Origin of the sequence: Dorea sp. ICN-14282 (assembly GCF_037890115.1) — a bacterium.
Lineage (GTDB): Bacteria > Bacillota > Clostridia > Lachnospirales > Lachnospiraceae > Dorea_B > Dorea_B phocaeensis.
In genome coordinates this window covers 1048806-1069918 of the sequence record NZ_JBBKBH010000001.1, presented here as the reverse complement: position 1 = coordinate 1069918, position 21113 = coordinate 1048806, and the positions used below count along the sequence as shown (strand labels likewise).

Genomic DNA, 21113 nt, shown 5'->3' with positions numbered 1-21113 from the left:
GCAGGGTGACGGATAGAGGGGCTTTTTTTAAGAGAAAGGATGTAAGGAAATGATGCGAAGAGACGAGACGAAACAGATACAGATTGGCAGTGTAACGATTGGTGGAGGAAATCCGGTGGCAATCCAGTCTATGACGAATACGAAGACGGAGGATGTGCAGGCGACAGTGGCGCAGATTTTGGCACTTGAAAAGGCTGGATGCGAGATCATCCGCTGTGCTGTCCCTACGATGGAGGCAGCGGAGGCGCTTCGTGAGATTAAGAAAGAAATTCATATTCCGCTGGTGGCCGATATTCATTTTGATTATCGGCTGGCAATTGCGGCGATTGAGAACGGGGCGGACAAGATTCGGATAAACCCCGGAAACATTGGAAGCAGAGACAGAATCCAGGCCGTAGTCGATAAGGCTAAGGAATATCAGGTTCCGATTCGTGTCGGTGTAAACAGTGGGTCTCTAGAGAAGGAATTAGTGGAAAAATATGGCAAAGTGACGGCGGAAGGGCTGGTAGAAAGTGCCCTTGATAAGGTACGCCTGATTGAAGAGATGGGCTATGATAAGCTGGTAGTCAGTATCAAGTCTTCCGATGTACTGATGTGTGTCAGGGCGCATGAGCTGATTGCAGATGTGTGTCCATATCCTCTGCATGTGGGAATCACCGAGTCCGGGACAGTGACGGCAGGAAATATTAAGTCTTCCATAGGTTTGGGGCTGATTTTGCATCAGGGAATCGGAGATACCATCCGGGTATCTTTAACGGGGGATCCGGTGGAGGAAATTCGTTCTGCGAAATTGATCTTAAAGACGCTGGGACTTCGGAAAGGTGGAATTGAAGTGGTATCCTGCCCGACTTGCGGACGAACGAAGATAGATCTTATCGGTTTGGCAAATCAGGTGGAACAGATGGTAGAGGATATTCCGCTGGATATTAAGGTGGCAGTAATGGGCTGTGTGGTGAACGGCCCGGGAGAGGCAAAGGAAGCCGATATTGGAATCGCCGGAGGAATCGGAGAAGGCCTTCTGATTAAGAAGGGTGAGATTGTGAAGAAGGTAAAAGAAGAAGAATTATTAGAAACACTTAGGCAGGAGTTGTTGCACTGGAATGAGTAAACCGTTTTTTGAAGTATTTCCAACATTAAAAATGAATGAAGAACTTAGGATGCTGTTGGAGAGCGTGGAGGTCTTAAAGGTTGCGACCAATTCATCCCGGGAGTTTATCCGGGTGCATTTGCGAAGCAGACACTTGATTCAGAAAAAAGAGATTTATGATCTAGAAAAAAGAATCAAGGATCAGATGTTTGCGAGAAGTCTGATTCGGATTGAAGTACAGGATCAGTATGAACTGTCGGAGCAGTATACGCCAGAGAACCTGATGGAACTTTATTGGGATAGTTTCCTTTTAGAGCTGGATGACCGCAGTGTCGTAGAGCGAAATATGCTGCAGAGCGGAACCTATGAGTTCGAGGAGGAAAATATTCTCTGCCTGACACTGACCGATACCATTGTGGCCAGAGGGAAGAAGGAGTCTTTGGTAGGGTATTTGACGGACGTGTTTCAAAACCGGTTCGGACGTCCTGTTGAAATTCGCGTCAAGTATCAGGAAGCGAAGGAGAGCAGTCTGAAGCATAATGAGGTAAGGCTTCAGCAAGAAATAGACGCTATTTGTGAACATGCAGCTTCTGTGCAGGAAGAAAAGGCTAGAAAGCAGGAAGAAAAAGAAGCAAAGCAGGAGAAAAAAGAGGCGGCAAAGGGAGGAGCGAAAGCGGCGGTATCCGGGGAAACAAACGGCAAAAAGGCATTTTATGGAAGAGGAAAACGAGACGGATATGGCTTTGGAAAACGAAGTTCTGATGATCCAAATCTGGTGTATGGACGAGACTTTGAAGAGGAAGCGATTGAACTTCGTCAGGTAGTGACAGAGATGGGCGAGATTACCATCCGTGGAAAGGTAATCAGTTTCGATACCCGTGAGATTCGAAATGAGAAGACAATCGTTATGTATGCAGTGACAGACTTTACGGATACCATCATGGTGAAAATGTTCGTGCGTAACGACCAGCTTGCGGATATCCTTGCGGATGTGAAGAAGGGGGCATTCCTTAAAATCAAAGGAGTGACTACCCTTGATAAATTTGACGGGGAGCTGACGATTGGTTCTGTCACGGGAATTAAAAAGATTAGTGATTTTACGGAATCCAGAAATGATACGTCGCCGGAGAAGAGAGTGGAGCTTCACTGTCATACAAAGATGAGTGATATGGACGGCGTTTCCGAGGTGCAGAATCTGGTGAGAAGAGCCCATGACTGGGGACATAAGGCGATTGCCATCACGGATCATGGAGTGGTTCAGTCCTTCCCGGATGCCAATCATTATATTGAAGGCCTTGATAAGGACGATCCGTTCAAGGTGATTTACGGAGTAGAAGGGTATCTGGTAGACGATCTGACTGACGTGGCAGTGAATGAGAAGGGGCAGATGCTGGATGATACCTATGTGGTTTTCGATTTAGAGACGACAGGTTTTAGTCCGATTAAAGATAAAATTATTGAAATCGGAGCGGTGAAAGTGGAGCGGGGCAAGATTACAGAGCGCTTTAGTACTTTTGTCAATCCGAAGGTTCCGATACCGTTCCAGATCACACAGCTGACCAGTATTACTGATCAGATGGTGATGGATGCGCCGGATATTGAGACGGTACTTCCTAAGTTTCTTGCCTTTGTAGGCGATGCGGTTTTGGTGGCTCATAATGCATCCTTCGATGTGGGATTTATTGAACAAAATTGTCGGTATCAGGATAGGATACCTGATTTCACATCGGTGGATACGGTTGCGATGGCACGGATTTTATTGCCGACACTTTCAAAGTTCAAACTGAACGTGGTGGCAAATGCGCTGCATATTTCTCTGGAGAATCATCATCGGGCGGTGGACGATGCAGGAGCAACAGCAGAGATTTTTGTGAAGTTTGTAGAGATGCTTCGTGATCGGAATGTGGACAGCCTGCGCAAGTTAAATCAGTTTGGAGCTCACAATGCAAATGCAGTGCGTAAGCTTCCGACTTATCATGTCATTATTCTTGCCTGCAATGAGGTAGGAAGGGTGAATCTCTATACGTTGATTTCCAAGTCCCATTTGGAATATTACGCGCGTCGTCCCAGGATTCCAAAGAGTGAATTGTCCAAATACCGGGAAGGGCTTTTAGTGGGAAGTGCCTGTGAGGCAGGAGAACTCTATCAGGCGCTGTTAAATGAAAAGTCGGATGAGCGGGTTGCCAAAATTGTAAACTTCTATGATTATCTGGAGATTCAGCCCGTGGGAAACAACCGGTTTATGATTGCCAGCGATCGTGTGGGAAATGTGAACAGTGAGGAAGATATTCGAAATCTGAATCGGAAGATTGTACAGCTGGGAGAAAAATTCGGAAAGCCGGTAGTGGGTACCTGTGACGTACATTTTATGGATCCGGAGGACGAAGTGTACCGTCGGATTATTATGGCAGGAAAAGGATTTGGAGACGCGGATGATCAGGCGCCTCTTTACTTCCGGACGACGGAGGAGATGCTGGAGGAATTTGAGTATTTGGGATCTGCAAAGGCGAGAGAGATTGTAATTGATAACCCCAATCGAATTGCAGATATGGTGGAAAAGATTACGCCGATTCGGCCGGATAAATGCCCGCCGGTGATTCCGGATTCGGACAAACAGTTAAGAGAGATCTGTTATAATAAGGCGCATTCCATGTATGGAGAGAATTTACCGGAGGTGGTAACAGAGCGGTTGGAGCGAGAGCTGAATTCGATTATTTCCAATGGGTTCGCCGTAATGTATATCATTGCCCAAAAGCTGGTGTGGAAGTCCAATGAGGATGGGTATCTGGTTGGTTCCCGAGGTTCTGTCGGATCTTCCTTTGTCGCGACTATGGCGGGAATTACAGAGGTAAATCCGCTGAGCCCGCATTATTATTGTAAAAAATGTCATTACAGTGATTTTGAATCGGATGAGGTAAGAGCTTATGCAGGCGGCTGCGGATGGGATATGCCGGATAAGGCATGTCCGGTCTGTGGGGAACCTTTGGTGAAAGACGGATTTGACATTCCGTTTGAGACATTCCTGGGATTTAAAGGAAATAAGGAGCCGGATATCGACTTGAATTTCTCTGGAGATTATCAGAGTAATGCACATAAATATACGGAGGTTATTTTTGGAGCCGGTCAGACTTACCGTGCCGGAACCATTGGAACACTGGCGGATAAGACGGCATTTGGATATGTAAAGAACTATTATGAGGAGCGCGGACAGGGAAAACGAAACTGTGAAATTGACCGGATTGTACAAGGATGTACTGGAATTAGAAGAAGTACCGGTCAGCATCCTGGAGGAATTATCGTACTTCCGCTGGGAGAAGAAATTAATTCGTTTACACCTGTGCAGCATCCGGCTAATGATACGCAGACGGACATTATTACAACTCACTTTGATTACCATTCCATTGATCATAACCTGCTGAAGCTGGATATTCTGGGGCATGATGATCCGACCATGATTAAGACGCTGGAAGAATACATTAGTTCTCCTGCTATGGATAATGAGTATAATGAGACGGATCATAAGTTCGTGGCAACGGATATTCCGCTGGATGATCAGGATGTAATGGCGTTGTTTCATGGGACGGAAGTCCTGGGAATCAAGCCGGACGATATTGGAGGATGTCCGGTAGGATGTCTGGGAATCCCGGAATTTGGTACGGATTTTGTTATTCAGATGGTTGTGGATACAAAACCGCAAACCTTGTCAGATCTAATACGTATTTCGGGTCTTTCTCATGGAACAGACGTATGGCTTAATAATGCCCAGGAACTGATCCGAAGCGGGAAGGCCACCATTTCTACAGCGATTTGTACGCGAGATGATATTATGACATATTTGATTAATAAAGGACTGGACAGTGAGGAATCCTTTACCATTATGGAGCGTGTCCGAAAGGGAACGGTGGCGAAGGGAAAATGTAAAGAGTGGCCGGAATTTAAGAAGGATATGGCAGAACATGATGTGCCGGACTGGTACATTTGGTCTTGCGAAAAGATCAAGTACATGTTCCCCAAAGCCCACGCAGCAGCTTATGTTATGATGGCGTATCGGATTGCTTACTGTAAAATTAATTATCCGCTTGCTTATTACGGAGCTTATTTTGGGATTCGTGCGGATGCATTTTCTTATGAAATTATGTGTCAGGGCAAGGAGAAGTTACAGTACTATATCGATGATTATAATCGAAGATCAGCGACCTTAAGTAAGAAGGAACAGGACACAATGAAGGATATGCATATTGTTCAGGAGATGTATGCCAGAGGATATGAATTCCTGCCGATTGATATCTACCGTGCAAAGGCAACCAAGTTCCAGATTATTGACGGAAAGTTGATGCCTCCTTTTTCCAGTATTGATGGTATGGGAGAAAAGGCGGCGGAAGCAGTGGAAGAGGCAGCCAAAGATGGTCCATATTTATCCCGAGATGATTTTAGGCAGCGAACGAAAGCAAGTAAGACGGTGATTGACTATATGGGGGATCTGGGACTTTTGGGAGATCTTCCGGAGTCCAATCAGTTATCGTTGTTTGATTTTTGATTATTACATATACGTTTGGCAGTTTGTGATACTGGATTATCCGCGTGATGCCGCTTTTCCTATCTTTTCAAAAAAGCATTTCAAAAAACTCAAGCATCTTTTTCAAAGCGGCTTGAGTTTTTTGAAATTTTATCTTATACTTAGCCTATCAAAGAATTCTATTTTGATGATTCTGATATCATTTATGACGATTCGGTCAGAGAATACCAAAGGATTAAAAGTTGTAAACAGAATATCGTGGGAAAGCAGTTGTATATTTGCAGGAGTATCCTTATAATAGGGGTATAAGTTTATCTTTGTGCAAGTAATTTATCTTTCCTACAAAGGAAGGAGTGCAAAGATGAAAAACAATGACAACACATTTATTATGTCACCTAAAGTGGATTTTTGTTTCAAGGAACTTCTAGCAGATGAAGATGTGAGACGAGGATTTGTAGCGGCGGTTTTGGATATAAAGCCGGATCGCATCAAGAGAACAGAGTTGTTGCCGACCTATTTACGAAAACAGCATAAGAAGGATAAGCTGGGGATCCTGGATGTAAGAGTCGTGCTAGAAGATGGTTCTCAGATAGATATCGAGATGCAGGTAATTGCCTATGATTATTGGGTAGAACGCTCTTTATTTTATCTCTGCAAGATGTTTGCTGATCAAATCCATGAGGGAGAAGATTATCATGAGTTGAAGAAGTGTATTCATATAGGGATATTAAATTTCACACTGTTTGATGACAGGGAATATTATTCTAGATTCCATATCTGGGAAGATAAGAGAAAAATATTGTATACCGATAAGATGGAAATTCATGTATTAGAGCTTCCAAAACTTAAAAAGTATCAATATTCGGAGACGGAACTTCTTAGATGGGCACGTTTCTTTAACGCAGAGAGCAGGGAGGAAATGAAAATGGCTGTTCAGGGAGATGAATATAGGGAAAAGGCATATAATCGATTGGTGAATTTAAGTGCAGATGAAGAAAAACGTCTGGAGTATGAGGAAAGACAGAAAGCGATTCGCGATTATAATCATATGATTAATAGCGGTTGGCGCATGGGACATGCAAAAGGGTTTGCGGAAGGACGAGAAGAAGGGCGAGAAAAAGGACGAGAGGAAGGACGAGAAGAAGGACGAGAAGAAGGACGAGAAGAAGGACGAGAAGAGGGAATTGCAGAGGGATGGAGAGAAGGTGGAATACAGGCATATATAGAAGCGTTGCAGGAAATAGAGATGATGAAAGAAGAGGTTCAAGATAAGGTTACACAGAAATTCAGGTTGTCTACAGAAGAGGTTCTGAGATATATGGATAAGTATTGGAAGGAATAGCTATGGGAAAAAAATCGCAGATTACATACTGGTGCCATGAGATTATCCGAGCGCAGGCGGCAAGAGGCGGTATTTATATTGATGCCACTATGGGCAAAGGAAATGATACGCTGCTGCTCTGTGAGCTTGCAGGAGATGCAGGGAAAGTCATAGCTTTTGATATACAAAAAATGGCACTGGAAGAAACAGAAAAATTACTAAAGAAAGAAAATAAAGTAGAACAGATGGGGGAGCGTGTTCGACTTATTCAAGCTAGCCATCAGTATATGGATCAGTATGTTAATCCGGAAAGTGTGGATGTGATTTGCTTTAATTTTGGTTATCTTCCGGGCGGCGATCATAGAATTTCCACAAAGGCAGATACCAGTATAGAGGCAATTGGAAAAGGTTTGGAACTTCTGAAGCCGGGAGGGATGATGAGCCTTTGTATTTACAGTGGAGGAGATACGGGGTTTGAGGAGAAGGAACGAATCCTTGCCTATTTGAAAACGCTTCATCCAAGGAAGTATACGGTGATTTGCAATTACTATTTCAACAGGGAGAATCATCCACCGATTCCGGTTTTTATTTTTAAGTCGTAGTTGACTTTTCTTAAAACTTTCGTTATACTCAATAAATCGTAACTTGTAGTCATTGATAATGGATGCAAAGGAGGTAAGACCATGGAAGGTAATTCGGCGCGAAGTTGGAATTACAAAGTGAGAAACGGATATGGTAACGACATGAGTCTGCCTTCGTTGGATCGATATGCAGGGAGTTTCTGCCCTGCTTAAGAAGTGACGCAAGAAGTGCAGAATATCAGCTGCCTGTCCGTGAGAGAAACAAGAGGATAGGCAGTATTTTTATGCCCTTTTTTAGATCTGAAAAGAGAATGGGAAGAGAAATGCTGCCGCCAAAAACAGGAGGGTATGCATATGAAAAGAAATTGTTTACTGAAATTATTGACGGAGAAAAGATATCTGGAACTGAAAGAATTGATGGCGGAATACAATTCTGTGGATTTGGCAGATTTATTAATGGAATTGGAAGATCAGGAACTCGCCATGGTATTTCGTATGATTGATAAGGATAAAGCGGCGGAAGTGTTTGCCTACATGGACGATGATCAGCAACAGGCTCTTCTTGGTTCCTTTACCAATCAGGAAGTAGGGCATATTCTAGATGCTATGTATACCGATGATGCCGTTGATCTTTTGGAAGATATGCCGGCCAATGTGGTGAATCGTCTCCTCGATCAGGTGAGTAAAGATACGCGCTCAGATATCAATCGGCTCTTAAAGTATCCAGAAGACAGTGCGGGAAGCATTATGACGGTGGAGTATATTGATGTTACACCACAAATGACGGTACAGCAAGTACTGGATAAGATTCGGCGGGTAGGGATTCACAGTGAGACCGTTTACACCTGCTATGTGGTGGAAAAAAGAAAATTAAAAGGAATCATTACTGCAGAAGCATTGATGACACATGATGGAGATTTGCTGGTAGAAGAGCTAATGGAAGAAAAATATGTCTTTATCCGGACAACAGACGATCGGGAAGAGGCAGCAAATCTGTTCCGCAAATATGGACTGATTGCAATTCCGGTTGTAGATCAGGAAGGATATATTGTTGGGATTGTAACCTTTGATGATGCGATGGATGTTTTGACGGAAGAGACGACGGAGGATATCCATAAGATGGCGGCGATTTCTTCCAGTGAAGACTCTTATTTGAAGACATCCGTTTTCGGCCATGCCAGACAGCGGATTATGTGGCTGTTGATTTTGATGTTCTCAGCAACGGTAACGGGAGCGATTATTACAAAGTATGAAAATGCATTTACGGCGATTCCGCTTTTGGTATCATTTATTCCAATGTTGATGGATACAGGAGGAAACTGTGGTTCCCAAAGTTCCACTCTGATTATCCGTGGTCTTGCGGTAGATGAACTTCATTTTTCGGATTTCTTTACTATTATATGGAAGGAATTCCGTGTGGCGCTTGTGGTAGGAGCAGCCCTTGCCATGGCAAATGGACTTAGAATTTATCTGGTTTATCGAAATTTCGCCATGGCAATGGTAATTGCTACGTCATTAGTTGTAACTATTGTGATTGCAAAACTGGTGGGCTGCATTCTGCCGATCCTAGCAAAGCAGTTGCACATGGATCCTGCAATTATGGCATCTCCGCTCATTACTACAATTGTAGATACTTGTTCCATTGTCATCTATTTTCAGATTGCAACGTTGGTATTTCATTTGTAGCAGGCACTGTTAAATAATTTTTAATGCCGGGAGACATACTTTGTCCGTTATCTATTTCGCCATTCGGTAGATGTTGGCAATATCTTCTGTGTCCAGTTTGCGGACGATACCGATGGTTCGAGTGCACCCGAAACTACATTTGTCGGCCAGTGTCATGATCTGCTCTTCGGAAAGATCAATTCCCAGATCATGGATGCTGGTCGGCATGCCGACACTGTGAAAATACGCTTCCATCGCTTCGATTCCGGCGAGGGCATTCTGCGTTGGATCATCAGTTGGAGTAAGCATCAGCACATTTGCGGCAAGTTTGGCGAAGCGGTCGATACGGTCGTGGAAGACGTATCTTGCCCAGCTTCCCCACACGGCCGCCAGTCCGGCTCCATGAGCGACGTCGAACATTCCGCCTAGTTCGTGCTCCAGCTGATGGGAAGCCCAGTCCCCTCCGTCAGTTCCGCAGCCGGTCAGTCCGTTGTGGGATAAACTTCCGGCCCACATTACTTCTGCGCGGGCTTCATAATTATTCGGATCTGTTTTTAAAATTTTTGCATTTTTCATAACGGTGCGAAGCAGCGTCTCGCTGATTCCATCCGTCATTTCCATATTTCCGCTTTGATTCAAATATCGTTCCAGTGTATGCATCATAATGTCGACACATCCACTTTGTGTCTGGTAGTCCGGCAGTGTATAAGTCAGTTCCGGATTCATAATGGCAAACTTGCAACGGGAAAGGTTGTTACTGTATCCGCGTTTCAGCCAGCCATTTTCATTTGTGATTACAGAGGAATTACTCATCTCACTTCCGGCAGCAGCAATTGTAAGGATGGCGCCGATCGGAAGACAGGCAGAAGCTGTTCTTTTTTTCTCATAAAAATCCCAGACGTCTCCATCGTTAGCAACTCCATAACCGATAGCCTTAGCGGAATCGATTACGCTGCCTCCGCCGACGGCCAGAATAAAGTCTGCCTGTTCCCGGCGGCAAAGGTTTATTCCTTCATGGACTTTGGAAAGACGGGGATTTGGAACGACGCCGCCAAGGGTGATGTAAGCAATTCCGGCTTCCGTAAGGGAAGCACATACCCGGTCAAGAAGTCCGCTTTTTGTGACACTTCCGCCGCCGTAGTGGATCAAAACCTTCTTTGCACCAAATGTTTTTATCAGTGTGCCGATCTCCTGCTCCGCATTTTTTCCAAAGATGACTTTGGTAGGAGTGAAATATTCAAAATTTTCAAAACTCTTCATATAAGAATCCTTCCTTTCTATCTGCAGTGTGTCAGTTCCTTCTGCTTGATAAGTGTATTTTAACCGATTTTGATTATTTTTTCAAATTAATGCTTTAAATCGCGAAAGTAATGTGCTATACTAGACGATAACAGAAAACGTCTCTGGAGTGAAGGAGGAAACGATATGATTTGGGCGAAGGAAGAAACCCTGTCAAGGGCTGAGATAGAAAGAATTCAGCTGGAACGATTGAAAGAAACGGTGCATTACATCTATGAGAGGGTGGAGCCTTATCGCCGAAAGATGGATGCGGTCGGGGTGACACCAGATGAAATTCAGAGTCTTGATGATTTGAAAAAACTTCCGTTTACATATAAAGCAGATTTTAGAGAGCATTATCCGATGGGATTATTTGCAGTAGATAAAAAAGAAATGGTTCGGTTTCATGCAAGTTCCGGAACGACAGGAAAGCCGACGGTGGTGGGATACACCAGGAAGGATTTGGATGTCTGGCTGAATAATGTGGCGAGAATTGCCTGCATGGGAGGAGCGACACCGGATGATGTGGCGCAGATTGCATTTGGATACGGAACATTTACCGGAGCGCTGGGACTCCACGGTGGACTGGAGAAACTGGGGGCAGCAGTCATCCCTATGTCATCAGGAAATACCAAAAAGCAGATTATGTTTATGCAAGATATGGAGACGACCCTTTTGGTGGCAACGCCGTCTTATGCGCTACATCTAGGAGAGGAGATTCGGGCCAGAGGACTTGACCCGGCGAAGGATCTACATGTACGTATCGGACTGTTTGGCGGAGAAGGGATGACAGAACCGATGCGAGAAGAGATGCATAAGGTATGGGGCGATGACTTTTTGTGTACGCAGAACTACGGAATGAGCGAGCTTTGCGGACCGGGAGTTGCCGGAGAGTGTGAAGAGTTATGTGGAATGCATATTAATGAAGACTGGTTTATACCAGAAGTTATTGATCCGAAGACGGGAGAAGTACTTCCGCCGGGAGAAAAAGGAGAGTTGGTTGTAACTTGTCTTGGGAAGGAAGCGCTTCCTTTGATCCGTTATCGGACGGGAGATTTGACGAGACTCTTTTATGAACCATGTAAGTGTGGAAGAACAACTGTACGGATGGAGAATCTTTCTGGCCGTGCAGACGATATGCTGGTCATCCGCGGGGTGAATGTATTCCCAACCCAGATTGAGGAAGTGCTGCTTCAGATTCCGGAGATTGGTCCGCATTATGAGATTTTAGTAGAACGCAAGAATCGGCTGGATGTGATGACAATCACTGTAGAGCTGGTAGACGACAGACTGCTGGACAGCTATGCGAAATTAAGTGAATTGGAACAGCGGATTAAGAAAGGATTGAAAGCACAGCTTGGACTTGCGACACAGCTGAAGCTGGTAGCGCCATATTCGCTGCAGCGTTTTGAAGGAAAAGCCAAAAGAGTGACAGATTTACGAAAGGATGGATTATAAAATGTCGGATGCAAAGAAAGTGATTATGCTGGGGAACGAAGCTATTGCCAGAGGAGCTTACGAAGCGGGGGTGAAAGTCTCTGCTGCTTATCCGGGAACCCCAAGTACAGAAATCAGTGAAAGTTTGGTGCAGTACAAAGAGGATGTGTACTGCGAGTGGTCGCCAAATGAAAAAGTCGCGACAGAAGTAGCCATTGGAGCATCTGTGGCAGGCGTACGTGCCATGTCTTGCATGAAGCACGTGGGATTTAATGTGGCGGCCGATCCGGCGTACACGGTATCTTACATGGGAGTAAATGGAGGGCTTGTCATTGTAGTGGCAGATGATCCGGGACTTTACAGCTCTCAGAATGAGCAGGATACCAGAATGGTGGCAAGGGCAGCGCAGCTGCCGGTGATCGAACCGTCAGACAGCGCAGAAGCAAAGGAATTTGTAAAAGCAGCATTTGAATTAAGCGAACAGTTTGACCGTCCTTTTGTATTTCGTACAACCACTCGTCTTTCCCATTCACAGGGATTGGTGGAATTGGGAGAACGGGTAAAAATAGAAGATAAACCTTATGAGAAAAATATACGCAAGACCGTGATGATGCCAGGCAATGCAAAGTTCCGCCATGTGGAAATTGAACAGAGAAACCTGGAACTTGCAGAGGCGGCAAATACCCTTCCAATCAATCGAGTGGAAATGAACGATACAAAAATTGGAGTTATTACGAGTGGAATTCCATACCAGTATGTGAAAGAAGCTCTTCCGAATGCATCTGTATTGAAGCTTGGATTGGTAAATCCGCTTCCGAGAAAACTGATCGAGGAATTTGCAGCAAAAGTAGAGAGCCTTTACATTGTAGAAGAACTGGATCCGGTGATTGAAGAACAGGTGAAATCCTGGGGAATTAAAGCGATTGGAAAAGAGATCTTTACCGTGCAGGGAGAGTACAGTGCGAACCTTCTTCGAGAAAGAATTCTAGGAGAAGAACTGGAAATTGACACGCCGGCACAGGTGTCTGTAAGACCGCCGATCTTATGTCCGGGATGTCCGCACAGAAGTGTATACCACGTAGTGAAAAAGTTGGGACTTCATGTGGCAGGAGATATCGGATGTTATACACTTGGTGCAGTAGCTCCGTTAAGTGTTGTGGATACGACTATTTGTATGGGGGCAAGTATTTCAAGCCTTCATGGAATGGAAAAGGCGAAGGGAAGAGATTATATCAAAAACTGGGTGGCAGCGATTGGTGATTCTACATTCCTGCATACTGGTGTGAATTCTCTGATGAATATGGTATACAATCATGCGACGGGAACGGTACTGATTTTGGATAACTCGACAACCGGAATGACCGGTCACCAGGATCATGCGGCAACCGGAAAGACCTTACAGGGCGATCCGACAAATGCAGTTGATATCCCGACGCTTTGTCGGGCAGTAGGCGTGAAGCATGTAGTAGAAGTCAATGCTTTTGATCTTGAAACATTGGAAAGAACGCTTCGGGAAGAGGTGGCAAGAGATGAGGTGTCCGTAATTATTACCAAGACACCATGTGTGCTTCTGACCAAAGGAAAGAAACCGCTCTACGTTGCGCATGAAGATAAATGTAAAAAATGCGGCATGTGTATGAAACCAGGATGTCCGGCTATGGCAAAAAATCCAGACGGAACCATTCGGATTGATGATACCATGTGTACAGGATGCGGCCTTTGTAAGGATTTGTGCAAATTTGATGCGATAGAATTGGTAAAGGAAGGTGACAGATAATGGCAGGGAAAAATATTATGATTGTAGGCGTAGGCGGCCAGGGAACTCTTCTGACCAGCAGAATCCTGGGCGGGCTTGCCATTGAAAATGGATACGATGTCAAACTTTCTGAAGTTCATGGAATGGCTCAGAGAGGTGGAAGTGTTGTCACTTTTGTCCGTTACGGTGAACATGTGGCGGAGCCGATTGTGGAAGAAGGTCAGGCGGATGTACTGATTGCATTTGAAAGACTAGAGGCTCTTCGGTATGCGCATTTCCTGAAAAAAGATGGCGCGCTTGTGATTAACGACTGGCGAATCGATCCGATGCCGGTAACCATTGGGGTTGCCGAGTATCCGGAGCAGATCATTGAGGAGCTGAGTAAAAATCACCAGGTTTATGCAATTAATGCAACGGAAGAGTCCAAGAAGCTTGGAAACCCGAAGGTATTTAACTTGATTGTGCTTGGAGTTGCAGCGCAGCATATGGACTTTACGAAGGAACAGTGGTATGAGGTGATTGAAAAAACGGTTCCGCCGAAGACGGTTGAGATCAATAAACGGGCATTTGACGCGGGATATCAGATGTTAGGAGGAGGAATATGATCAGGCAGTTATCTGTGTTTGTGGAAAATAAGCCGGGAAGCTTGATGGACGTAACATCCAGACTGACGGAAGCGCATGTAAATATTCGTGCAGTTGCATCATTTGATACACCGGAATTTGGCATTCTTCGTCTGGTGGTGGATCAGCCGGAGGTGGGGAAGGAGTATCTGACCCACCAGGGATTTGTGGTTCGGGTCCATGAAGTCATGGGCGTAGAGCTAGTGGATGAAAAAGGGAATCTGAATCATATGCTTCAGATTCTTGCAGAAGGCCAGGTAAACATTAATTATATTTATTCATTCGTAATCCGGGACGGAAGAGCACCGGTTATGGTGTTCAGTGCGGATGATTATGATAAAGCAGCAGATATACTGAATGCTGCCAGTGTAAAGATTGTAGAAGAAAAGGATTTGTAGAGGAGTTGAGTAGAGATGGCGAAAGTGGCGCGGGAAGACTGGAAGGAAAGAATTCGTGACCCGAAGATTGAATGTATGAGCAGAGATGAGATGAGTACGCTTCAGAGTGAGCGCCTTGTCAGACAGGTGAAAAATGTCTATGAGAATGTGGAGTTTTACCGAAAAAAAATGGACGTATTGGGGTTGGAACCAGGAGATATCAAAGGAATCGAGGATATCGGGAAACTTCCATTTACAACCAAAGAAGATTTAAGGGATCATTATCCGTTTGGACTGCTTGCAGTGCCGCAGGAAAAGATTGTGCGTGTTCAGGGAACGTCCGGAACGACAGGAAAACTGACCCTTGCATCCTATACACAAAAGGATGTAGATGTTTGGGGAGAATGTGTGGCAAGAGCATTGACCATGGCGGGGCTGACATCAGAAGATCGGATTCATGTGTGCTATGGTTACGGATTGTTTACCGGAGGAATGGGACTGGATCTTGGTGCCCGGGCATTGGGGGCTATGGCGATTCCAATGTCTGCCGGCAACACGAAGCGGCAGTTGATGTGTATGGAAGATTTTGGAGCAACCGCGTTTGCATGTACGCCGTCTTATGCGATGTATCTGGCAGAAGCTATCCAGGAGGAAGGAATTCTAGATCGCCTTCAAATTAAGGCAAGTATTAATGGGGCGGAACCGTGGACAGAAGAGATGCGTTTGAAACTGGAACGGATGTTGGATATTAATAGTTTTGATATCTATGGTCTCTGTGAGGTTACAGGTCCCGGCGTGGCAATGGATTGTATTCATCACAAGGGCTTGCACGTATATGAAGATTATTTCTATCCGGAGGTATTAAATCCGGCGGATCAATCTGCTTGCGCGGATGGTGAGACTGGAGAATTGGTATTTACGACGCTGGCGAAGGAAGGAATGCCGCTTCTTCGTTATAGAACCAAGGATTTGACCAGCATTGATCACAGCGTTTGTGAATGTGGAAGAACACTTCCAAGAATCCAGAAGTTTACGGGCCGCACGGATGATATGAAGGTGATTCGTGGTGTGAATGTATTCCCGACACAAGTAGAGTCTGCGCTTCTGTCTATGGGAGGAGGCGTGGCACCTCATTATCTGATGATCGTTGATCGTGAAAATAACCTGGACGTTCTGACTGTCATGGTGGAAGTAGATGAACGATATTTCTCTGATGAAATGCGTAAGCTGGATGAACTGAAGAACAGAGTCGGTGCCGTTCTTAAACAGGCGCTTGGTGTTGCTGTAAGAGTGAAACTGGTAGAGCCAAAGACGATTCAGAGAAGTGAAGGCAAAGCAAAACGTGTAATTGACAATCGGCAACTGTAGAAAAGGAGGAAGAAAGAATGGGTATGAGCAATACAATTTCACAGCTGTCTGTATTTCTGGAAAATCGAGAAGGGCGTTTAGATGAGGTGTTGAATGTTCTGGCAGAGAACGAGGTAAATATTGTAGCGCTGAGTCTTGCGGATACTTCGGATTACGGAATGCTCCGCATGATCGTATCAGAGCCGCATAAGGGGCGTGCAGCGCTGAAAGAGGCGGGAATTACTGCGATGTTGACCGATGTAGTTGCTCTTCGTGTTCCGCATGCGACGGGTTCGTTAAGCAAAGCGATGCACCTGATCGTGGAAGGAGAAGTGAATGTAGAATATATGTATGCATTTGCAAATGGAGCGGATGCTGCGGCGGTATTAAAGAGCGACGATCCGGCACGGGTGATCGATATTTTAAAGGGTAGCGGTTTTGACGTGTACAGTGCAGATGAAGCATATCGGGCAAACTGCTAAGTGAAAGCTACATAAGGAATATTTGGATATAAATACGAAAGCAGTATGGATGAAATGGATGTATGGCAGAGAAGCTGTGCATCCATTTTTCATAATGATTGAAATCTCTTTAGATTCCATGTAAAATAGAAACAGTTGTTTTTTAGGGGAAGAGCACGATGTGGAAAAAAGAATGCGGGCAGTTTTGCCGGGAAATACATTATAAACGAAAAGAAGAAGGAATCGAGATTACCGGATGTTTTGGTGAAGACGGTCAGATTGTGCTGCCAGATGAGATAGAGGGGCTTCCGGTAATTTCTATAGCACCCTATGCTTTTGCTGAGGCGAAGACAGATCAGGATGATTTGATTTGGAGAAATAAAGAGGTGCCGGACATTAAGGTGGACAGACATGCGCAAGAGAAGGCGGAAAGGATCTGTGCGGAACAGGTAGAATCTGTATGGCTTCCGAAAGGCGTGACGGAAATTGGCAGATATGCATTCTATCGATGCAGGAATTTAAAGACATTGATTCTTTCGGATAGCCTTTTGGAGATTGGCGGAGGAGCGTTTACCGGATGTCGTTTAGAAGCGGTGGAAATACACTTCTTTCAAGGGGAGAAAAGCTGTCTTCGATCGATTGTGGATGAGATTCGCTTTGCCGTCAGGGCGAGATTGTTCTATGAAGGTGAGGAAGCGCGTGTGTTGTTTCCGGAGCATTATGAAGAGGCAGTGGAAAATACGCCGGCAAGACTTCTGGTAACCCATCATCACGGTGCAGGTGGTTATTACCGCCAGTGTTTCTATGACCGGGAATTGGATTATAAAAAATACGATGAATTGCTGTATCGAACCAGAGCGGAAGAAGAACTTGAGACGGCGGTGGAACTGGTTATGAATCGGTTGTGCTATCCATATCGTTTGGAACCAGCCGCGAAAGACAGGTATAAGACCTTTTTGCAGGAGTGCCTAAAAGAGGCGGCCGGTATTTTGGCAGAGCAGGAAAATCAGGATGGGCTTATGTTTTTGGAGAGGGAGGGCCTGTGGACTTTAGAGGCGTTGGAGGTGGCGATGGAAAGAGCTGCGCAGTCAAAGAAGACGGAAGTCCTAAGTCTTCTGATGGATATGCGGTATCGCTGTTTCCCGAAAAAACAGAAAACATTTGAACTATAAATCTTGCGGAAACTTGGATGGAACCAGGAAAGAGACAGGAGTAAAGCCAGATGAATGAGGAACGAACGACTACAGAAAAATTGGATATGGTGAGCAGAAAGATTCTGTTATCTGCGAGAGGCGAGCTTTATATGAAGATGCGTTTCCTTGATGTAGCGTTATCCTCCCTTTGTCCTGTGCTGGATGAGGGAGCAGACGGGATGGGGACGGATGGAAGGTTTCTTTACTATCATCCGCAGTATTTGGGAGGACTGTATCGAGAAGACAGATATCTAGTGAATCGAATTTATCTGCATTTGGTACTGCATGGCATTTTTCGGCATATGGCGCGGCGAAATGGCAGAGATAAGAGGTTTTATGATCTTGCCTGTGATATGGCAGCAGAATCTATAGTAGACAGTATTCATCACCGCTGTGTGATGCGGGGATCTTCCCTTTTGCGGAGAGAGACCTATCGCAGACTTCGCAGAGAGATGAAGGTTTTAACTGCGGAAAAGATTTACGCGGTACTAAGCAGATGGGAGCTGTCCGAATCTCAGATTACTGCATTAGAGGCAGAATTTCGAGTGGATGACCACAATTATTGGCCGGAAGATGATGATCAGGAGAAGAAGCAGGAGATCGAAAATCAATGGCAGCATATCAGTGAGCAAATGGAAAGTGATATGGAAACATTTTCCAGCGAGATGTCTTCGGCATCGGGCGATCTGAAGGAACAGGTAAAGGTAGAAAACAGGGAGCGGTATGATTATCGGGAGTTTTTGAAGAAGTTTGCAGTGCTAAGAGAAGAGATGGAAGTGGATCCAGATTCGTTTGATTATACTTTTTATAGTTATGGGCTTTCTATTTACGGAAATATGCCGCTGATTGAGCCGCAGGAATGGAAGGAAGTCAAGAAGGTGGAAGAGTTTGTGATTGTGATTGACACCTCCATGTCCTGTTCGGGAATACTTGTAAAAAAGTTCCTGGAAGAAACTTATGGAATATTAAGTGAAACAAATAGTTTCTTCCGAAAGATTAATATTCATATTATTCAATGTGATGATCAAGTTCAGACGGATCAGAAGATTACCAGTGAAGAGGAATTGAGAACCTATATGGAACATTTGGAACTTAGGGGGGAGGGCGGAACCGATTTTCGGCCGGCGTTTGCATACGTGGAAGAATTGCGGATGCAGCACGCATTTGATAGCTTGCGGGGATTGATTTATTTTACGGATGGACGTGGAATTTATCCGGAGAAGATGCCGCCTTATGCGACAGCATTCGTATTTTTGGAAGAAGATTATGAAGATGTAGATGTTCCGGGATGGGCGATGAAGCTGATCCTGGAGAAGGAAACATTGGAAGAAGAGATTAAAGGAGAACATGCATGGATATAAAAAGAGCGAAACAGGAGATTCAAAATTCAATCGAAGCGTATCTTCAGAAGGATGAGACCGGAGAGTATCTGATTCCGGCAATCCGACAGAGGCCAATTCTATTAATGGGACCTCCGGGGATTGGAAAAACACAGATTATGGAACAGATTGCCAGAGAGTGCAAGATTGCACTGGTATCCTATACGATTACGCATCATACCAGACAGAGTGCGGTGGGACTTCCGTTCATCAAAGAGAAGGAATATGGAAATAAGACGTATTCGGTCACCGAATATACTATGAGTGAGATTATCTCATCGGTCTATGAGAAGATGGAACAGACAGGGCTGAAAGAAGGGGTTCTGTTTATTGATGAGATCAATTGTGTATCCGAAACATTGGCGCCAACCATGCTGCAGTTTTTGCAGTGTAAGACCTTTGGTAATCAGAAAGTGCCGGAAGGCTGGGTGATTGTGGCGGCTGGAAATCCGCCGGAGTACAATCGGTCGGTTCGGGAATTCGATGTGGTTACGCTGGATCGGATTAAAAAGATTGATGTGGAAGAGAATTATGAAGTTTGGAAAGAATATGCTAGGCAGGCCGAGATTTATCCGGCAATTCTTTCTTATCTGGAGATCAGAAGAGAACATTTCTATCGGATTGAGACAACCGTGGATGGGAAAGCATTCGTAACTGCCAGAGGCTGGGAGGATCTTTCAGAGCTTCTCTATGCCTATGAGCGCCTTGGCAAAAAGGCAGACCGGGAAGTGGTGCATCAGTATTTGCAGCACTGGAAGGTTGCAAAAGAATTTGCGAACTATCTGGAACTATATGCCAAGTATCAGAAAGATTATGGATTGGAAAAAATTGTTGCAGGTATCTATAGTAAGGAGACGTTGGAGCAGCTTCGTTATGCAGCATTTGATGAACGGTTGAGCGTAGTGAATATGCTGTTGGGAAGATTGATGAGCAGTTTTCGGGACTATGCATTGGAAGATCGGTATGTGACAATGGTATATGAACACCTCAAAGTTTATAAAGAAACAAAAGAGTTCGAATCAACGCTGCGTTCTGCTAGAGAGAATTATGAGAAGCTTCGACAGGCAGAGCAGCTGACACGGTTGGAGGATCGTCTTTACCGCCGGATGCTGGAGACGCTGGAAGGATATGGATTGAAAGTGGAGAAAGAGCATCTGGAAGGCGAGGAAGCATTTGACAGAGTGAAAGAATTGTTTGCAGAAGCAGTGGCTTGTCGGGAGCTTATTTACAACAGAACGAAAGAAGCGCTGGAACATGCCTTTGATTTTATGGAAGATGCATTTGGAGACAGCCAGGAGATGGTAGCTTTTGTGACAGAACTGAATACCAGTGTATACAGCGTTCGGTTCCTGAAAGATTACGATTGTGATAAATATTATAAATATAATAAAAGGCTTCTGTTTGATGAGCGTCAGCAGGAGATTTTAACGGAGCTTGATGAAGTGGAAGAAGACTTGAATACAGCTTTGAAATGTTAAGCTGACAGAGTGGAGAGACGAAGGAGGAAGGGACATGGGACTGATCGAATTGGTTTTGATTGCGGTGGGGCTTTCTATGGATGCTTTTGCAGTAGCTGTCTGTAAAGGTCTCTCCATGAAGCGCTGTACTTGGGGAAAGGCAGGGCTGGTGGGAGCTTATTTTGGAGGGTTTCAGGCGCTGATGCCGCTGATTGGCTATGTGTTGGGTGTTCAGTTTAAAGAAGTGATCACCTCTGTGGATCATTGGATTGCATTCATTTTGTTGGCCCTTATTGGAGGAAATATGATTCGGGAATCCGAAGGCGCCTGTGAAGATTACGAGGATGAGGATGAGTCGCTGGATGTGCGTACGATGTTGGGGTTGGCAGTGGCAACCAGTATCGATGCTCTTGCGGTAGGTGTTACCTTTGCGTTTCTTACCGTTGATATTGTACCGGCAGTGGTATTTATTGGGGGAATTACATTTACTTTATCTGTTGCAGGTGTTAAAATAGGCAATATATTCGGAGGGAAATATGAGAAAAAAGCGGAATTTGCCGGCGGTTTGATTTTAATTTTGATGGGCGGAAAAATTCTGCTGGAGCATTTGGGAATTCTCTGAAATGACAGAGGCA

16 protein-coding genes are annotated in these 21113 nt (G+C 44.9%); 15 read left to right on the top strand and 1 reads right to left on the bottom strand.

Annotation, left to right across the window (positions count from 1 at the left end; all coding sequences use genetic code 11):
* Positions 1–52 precede the first annotated feature (52 nt).
* The 5 genes from ispG (at position 53) to mgtE (ending at position 9191) form a co-directional block, all read left to right on the top strand.
* Positions 53–1108: a flavodoxin-dependent (E)-4-hydroxy-3-methylbut-2-enyl-diphosphate synthase gene (gene ispG / locus WKT00_RS04985; RefSeq protein ID WP_101695685.1), complete on the top strand. Its 1056-nt coding sequence runs from the start codon at positions 53–55 to the stop codon at positions 1106–1108.
* Positions 1101–5624 carry a PolC-type DNA polymerase III gene (locus WKT00_RS04980; RefSeq protein WP_173814481.1) on the top strand — a complete coding sequence of 1508 codons (4524 nt, stop codon included), beginning with the start codon at positions 1101–1103 and terminating at the stop codon, positions 5622–5624. Before ispG ends, WKT00_RS04980 begins: the two co-directional genes overlap by 8 nt.
* A 340-nt stretch (positions 5625–5964) precedes the next feature.
* Complete coding sequence (locus tag WKT00_RS04975; RefSeq protein WP_101695606.1) at positions 5965–6945, top strand: Rpn family recombination-promoting nuclease/putative transposase; 981 nt, start codon at positions 5965–5967, stop codon at positions 6943–6945.
* Between the two features lie 2 nt (positions 6946–6947).
* Positions 6948–7526, top strand: a complete 579-nt coding sequence (locus tag WKT00_RS04970) for a tRNA (mnm(5)s(2)U34)-methyltransferase (RefSeq protein ID WP_101695605.1) — start codon at positions 6948–6950, stop codon at positions 7524–7526.
* 333 nt (positions 7527–7859) lie between these two features.
* Positions 7860–9191, top strand: coding sequence for a magnesium transporter (mgtE, locus tag WKT00_RS04965; protein WP_101695604.1), 1332 nt, complete (start codon positions 7860–7862; stop codon positions 9189–9191).
* A gap of 51 nt (positions 9192–9242) precedes the next feature.
* On the opposite strand, the gene WKT00_RS04960 is transcribed toward mgtE, so the two are convergent.
* The gene (locus WKT00_RS04960) at positions 9243–10430 is read right to left on the bottom strand and encodes an iron-containing alcohol dehydrogenase (RefSeq protein ID WP_101695603.1); all 1188 of its coding nucleotides are present in this window, start codon (positions 10428–10430) and stop codon (positions 9243–9245) included.
* A 165-nt stretch (positions 10431–10595) separates the two neighbouring features.
* Here WKT00_RS04960 and WKT00_RS04955 point away from each other — a divergent pair, with 165 nt between their 5' ends.
* From WKT00_RS04955 to WKT00_RS04910, 10 genes are all read left to right on the top strand, one after another.
* Positions 10596–11906 (top strand): phenylacetate--CoA ligase family protein, encoded by a 1311-nt coding sequence (locus WKT00_RS04955; RefSeq protein WP_101695602.1) that lies wholly within the window; start codon positions 10596–10598, stop codon positions 11904–11906.
* 1 nt (position 11907) lies between these two features.
* A complete protein-coding gene (gene iorA / locus WKT00_RS04950; protein ID WP_101695684.1) occupies positions 11908–13662 on the top strand; it encodes an indolepyruvate ferredoxin oxidoreductase subunit alpha in 1755 nt (584 codons plus the stop codon).
* Entirely contained in the window at positions 13662–14246 is a 585-nt protein-coding gene (locus tag WKT00_RS04945; RefSeq protein WP_101695601.1) for an indolepyruvate oxidoreductase subunit beta, read from the top strand. The genes iorA and WKT00_RS04945 overlap by 1 nt, the downstream gene beginning before the upstream one ends.
* Positions 14243–14662, top strand: coding sequence for an ACT domain-containing protein (locus tag WKT00_RS04940; protein ID WP_101695600.1), 420 nt, complete (start codon positions 14243–14245; stop codon positions 14660–14662). The genes WKT00_RS04945 and WKT00_RS04940 overlap by 4 nt, the downstream gene beginning before the upstream one ends.
* A 15-nt stretch (positions 14663–14677) precedes the next feature.
* Positions 14678–16009 carry a phenylacetate--CoA ligase family protein gene (locus WKT00_RS04935; protein WP_101695599.1) on the top strand — a complete coding sequence of 444 codons (1332 nt, stop codon included), beginning with the start codon at positions 14678–14680 and terminating at the stop codon, positions 16007–16009.
* A 17-nt stretch (positions 16010–16026) separates the two neighbouring features.
* The gene (locus WKT00_RS04930; protein WP_101695598.1) at positions 16027–16470 is read left to right on the top strand and encodes an amino acid-binding protein; all 444 of its coding nucleotides are present in this window, start codon (positions 16027–16029) and stop codon (positions 16468–16470) included.
* Between the two features lie 158 nt (positions 16471–16628).
* Positions 16629–17621, top strand: a complete 993-nt coding sequence (locus WKT00_RS04925; RefSeq protein ID WP_340261381.1) for a leucine-rich repeat domain-containing protein — start codon at positions 16629–16631, stop codon at positions 17619–17621.
* A gap of 50 nt (positions 17622–17671) precedes the next feature.
* Positions 17672–19003, top strand: coding sequence for a vWA domain-containing protein (locus WKT00_RS04920; protein ID WP_101695596.1), 1332 nt, complete (start codon positions 17672–17674; stop codon positions 19001–19003).
* Positions 18994–20499 (top strand): ATP-binding protein, encoded by a 1506-nt coding sequence (locus WKT00_RS04915; protein WP_101695595.1) that lies wholly within the window; start codon positions 18994–18996, stop codon positions 20497–20499. Before WKT00_RS04920 ends, WKT00_RS04915 begins: the two co-directional genes overlap by 10 nt.
* Before the next feature lie 34 nt (positions 20500–20533).
* Complete coding sequence (locus WKT00_RS04910) at positions 20534–21100, top strand: manganese efflux pump MntP (RefSeq protein ID WP_340261373.1); 567 nt, start codon at positions 20534–20536, stop codon at positions 21098–21100.
* Positions 21101–21113 lie beyond the last annotated feature (13 nt).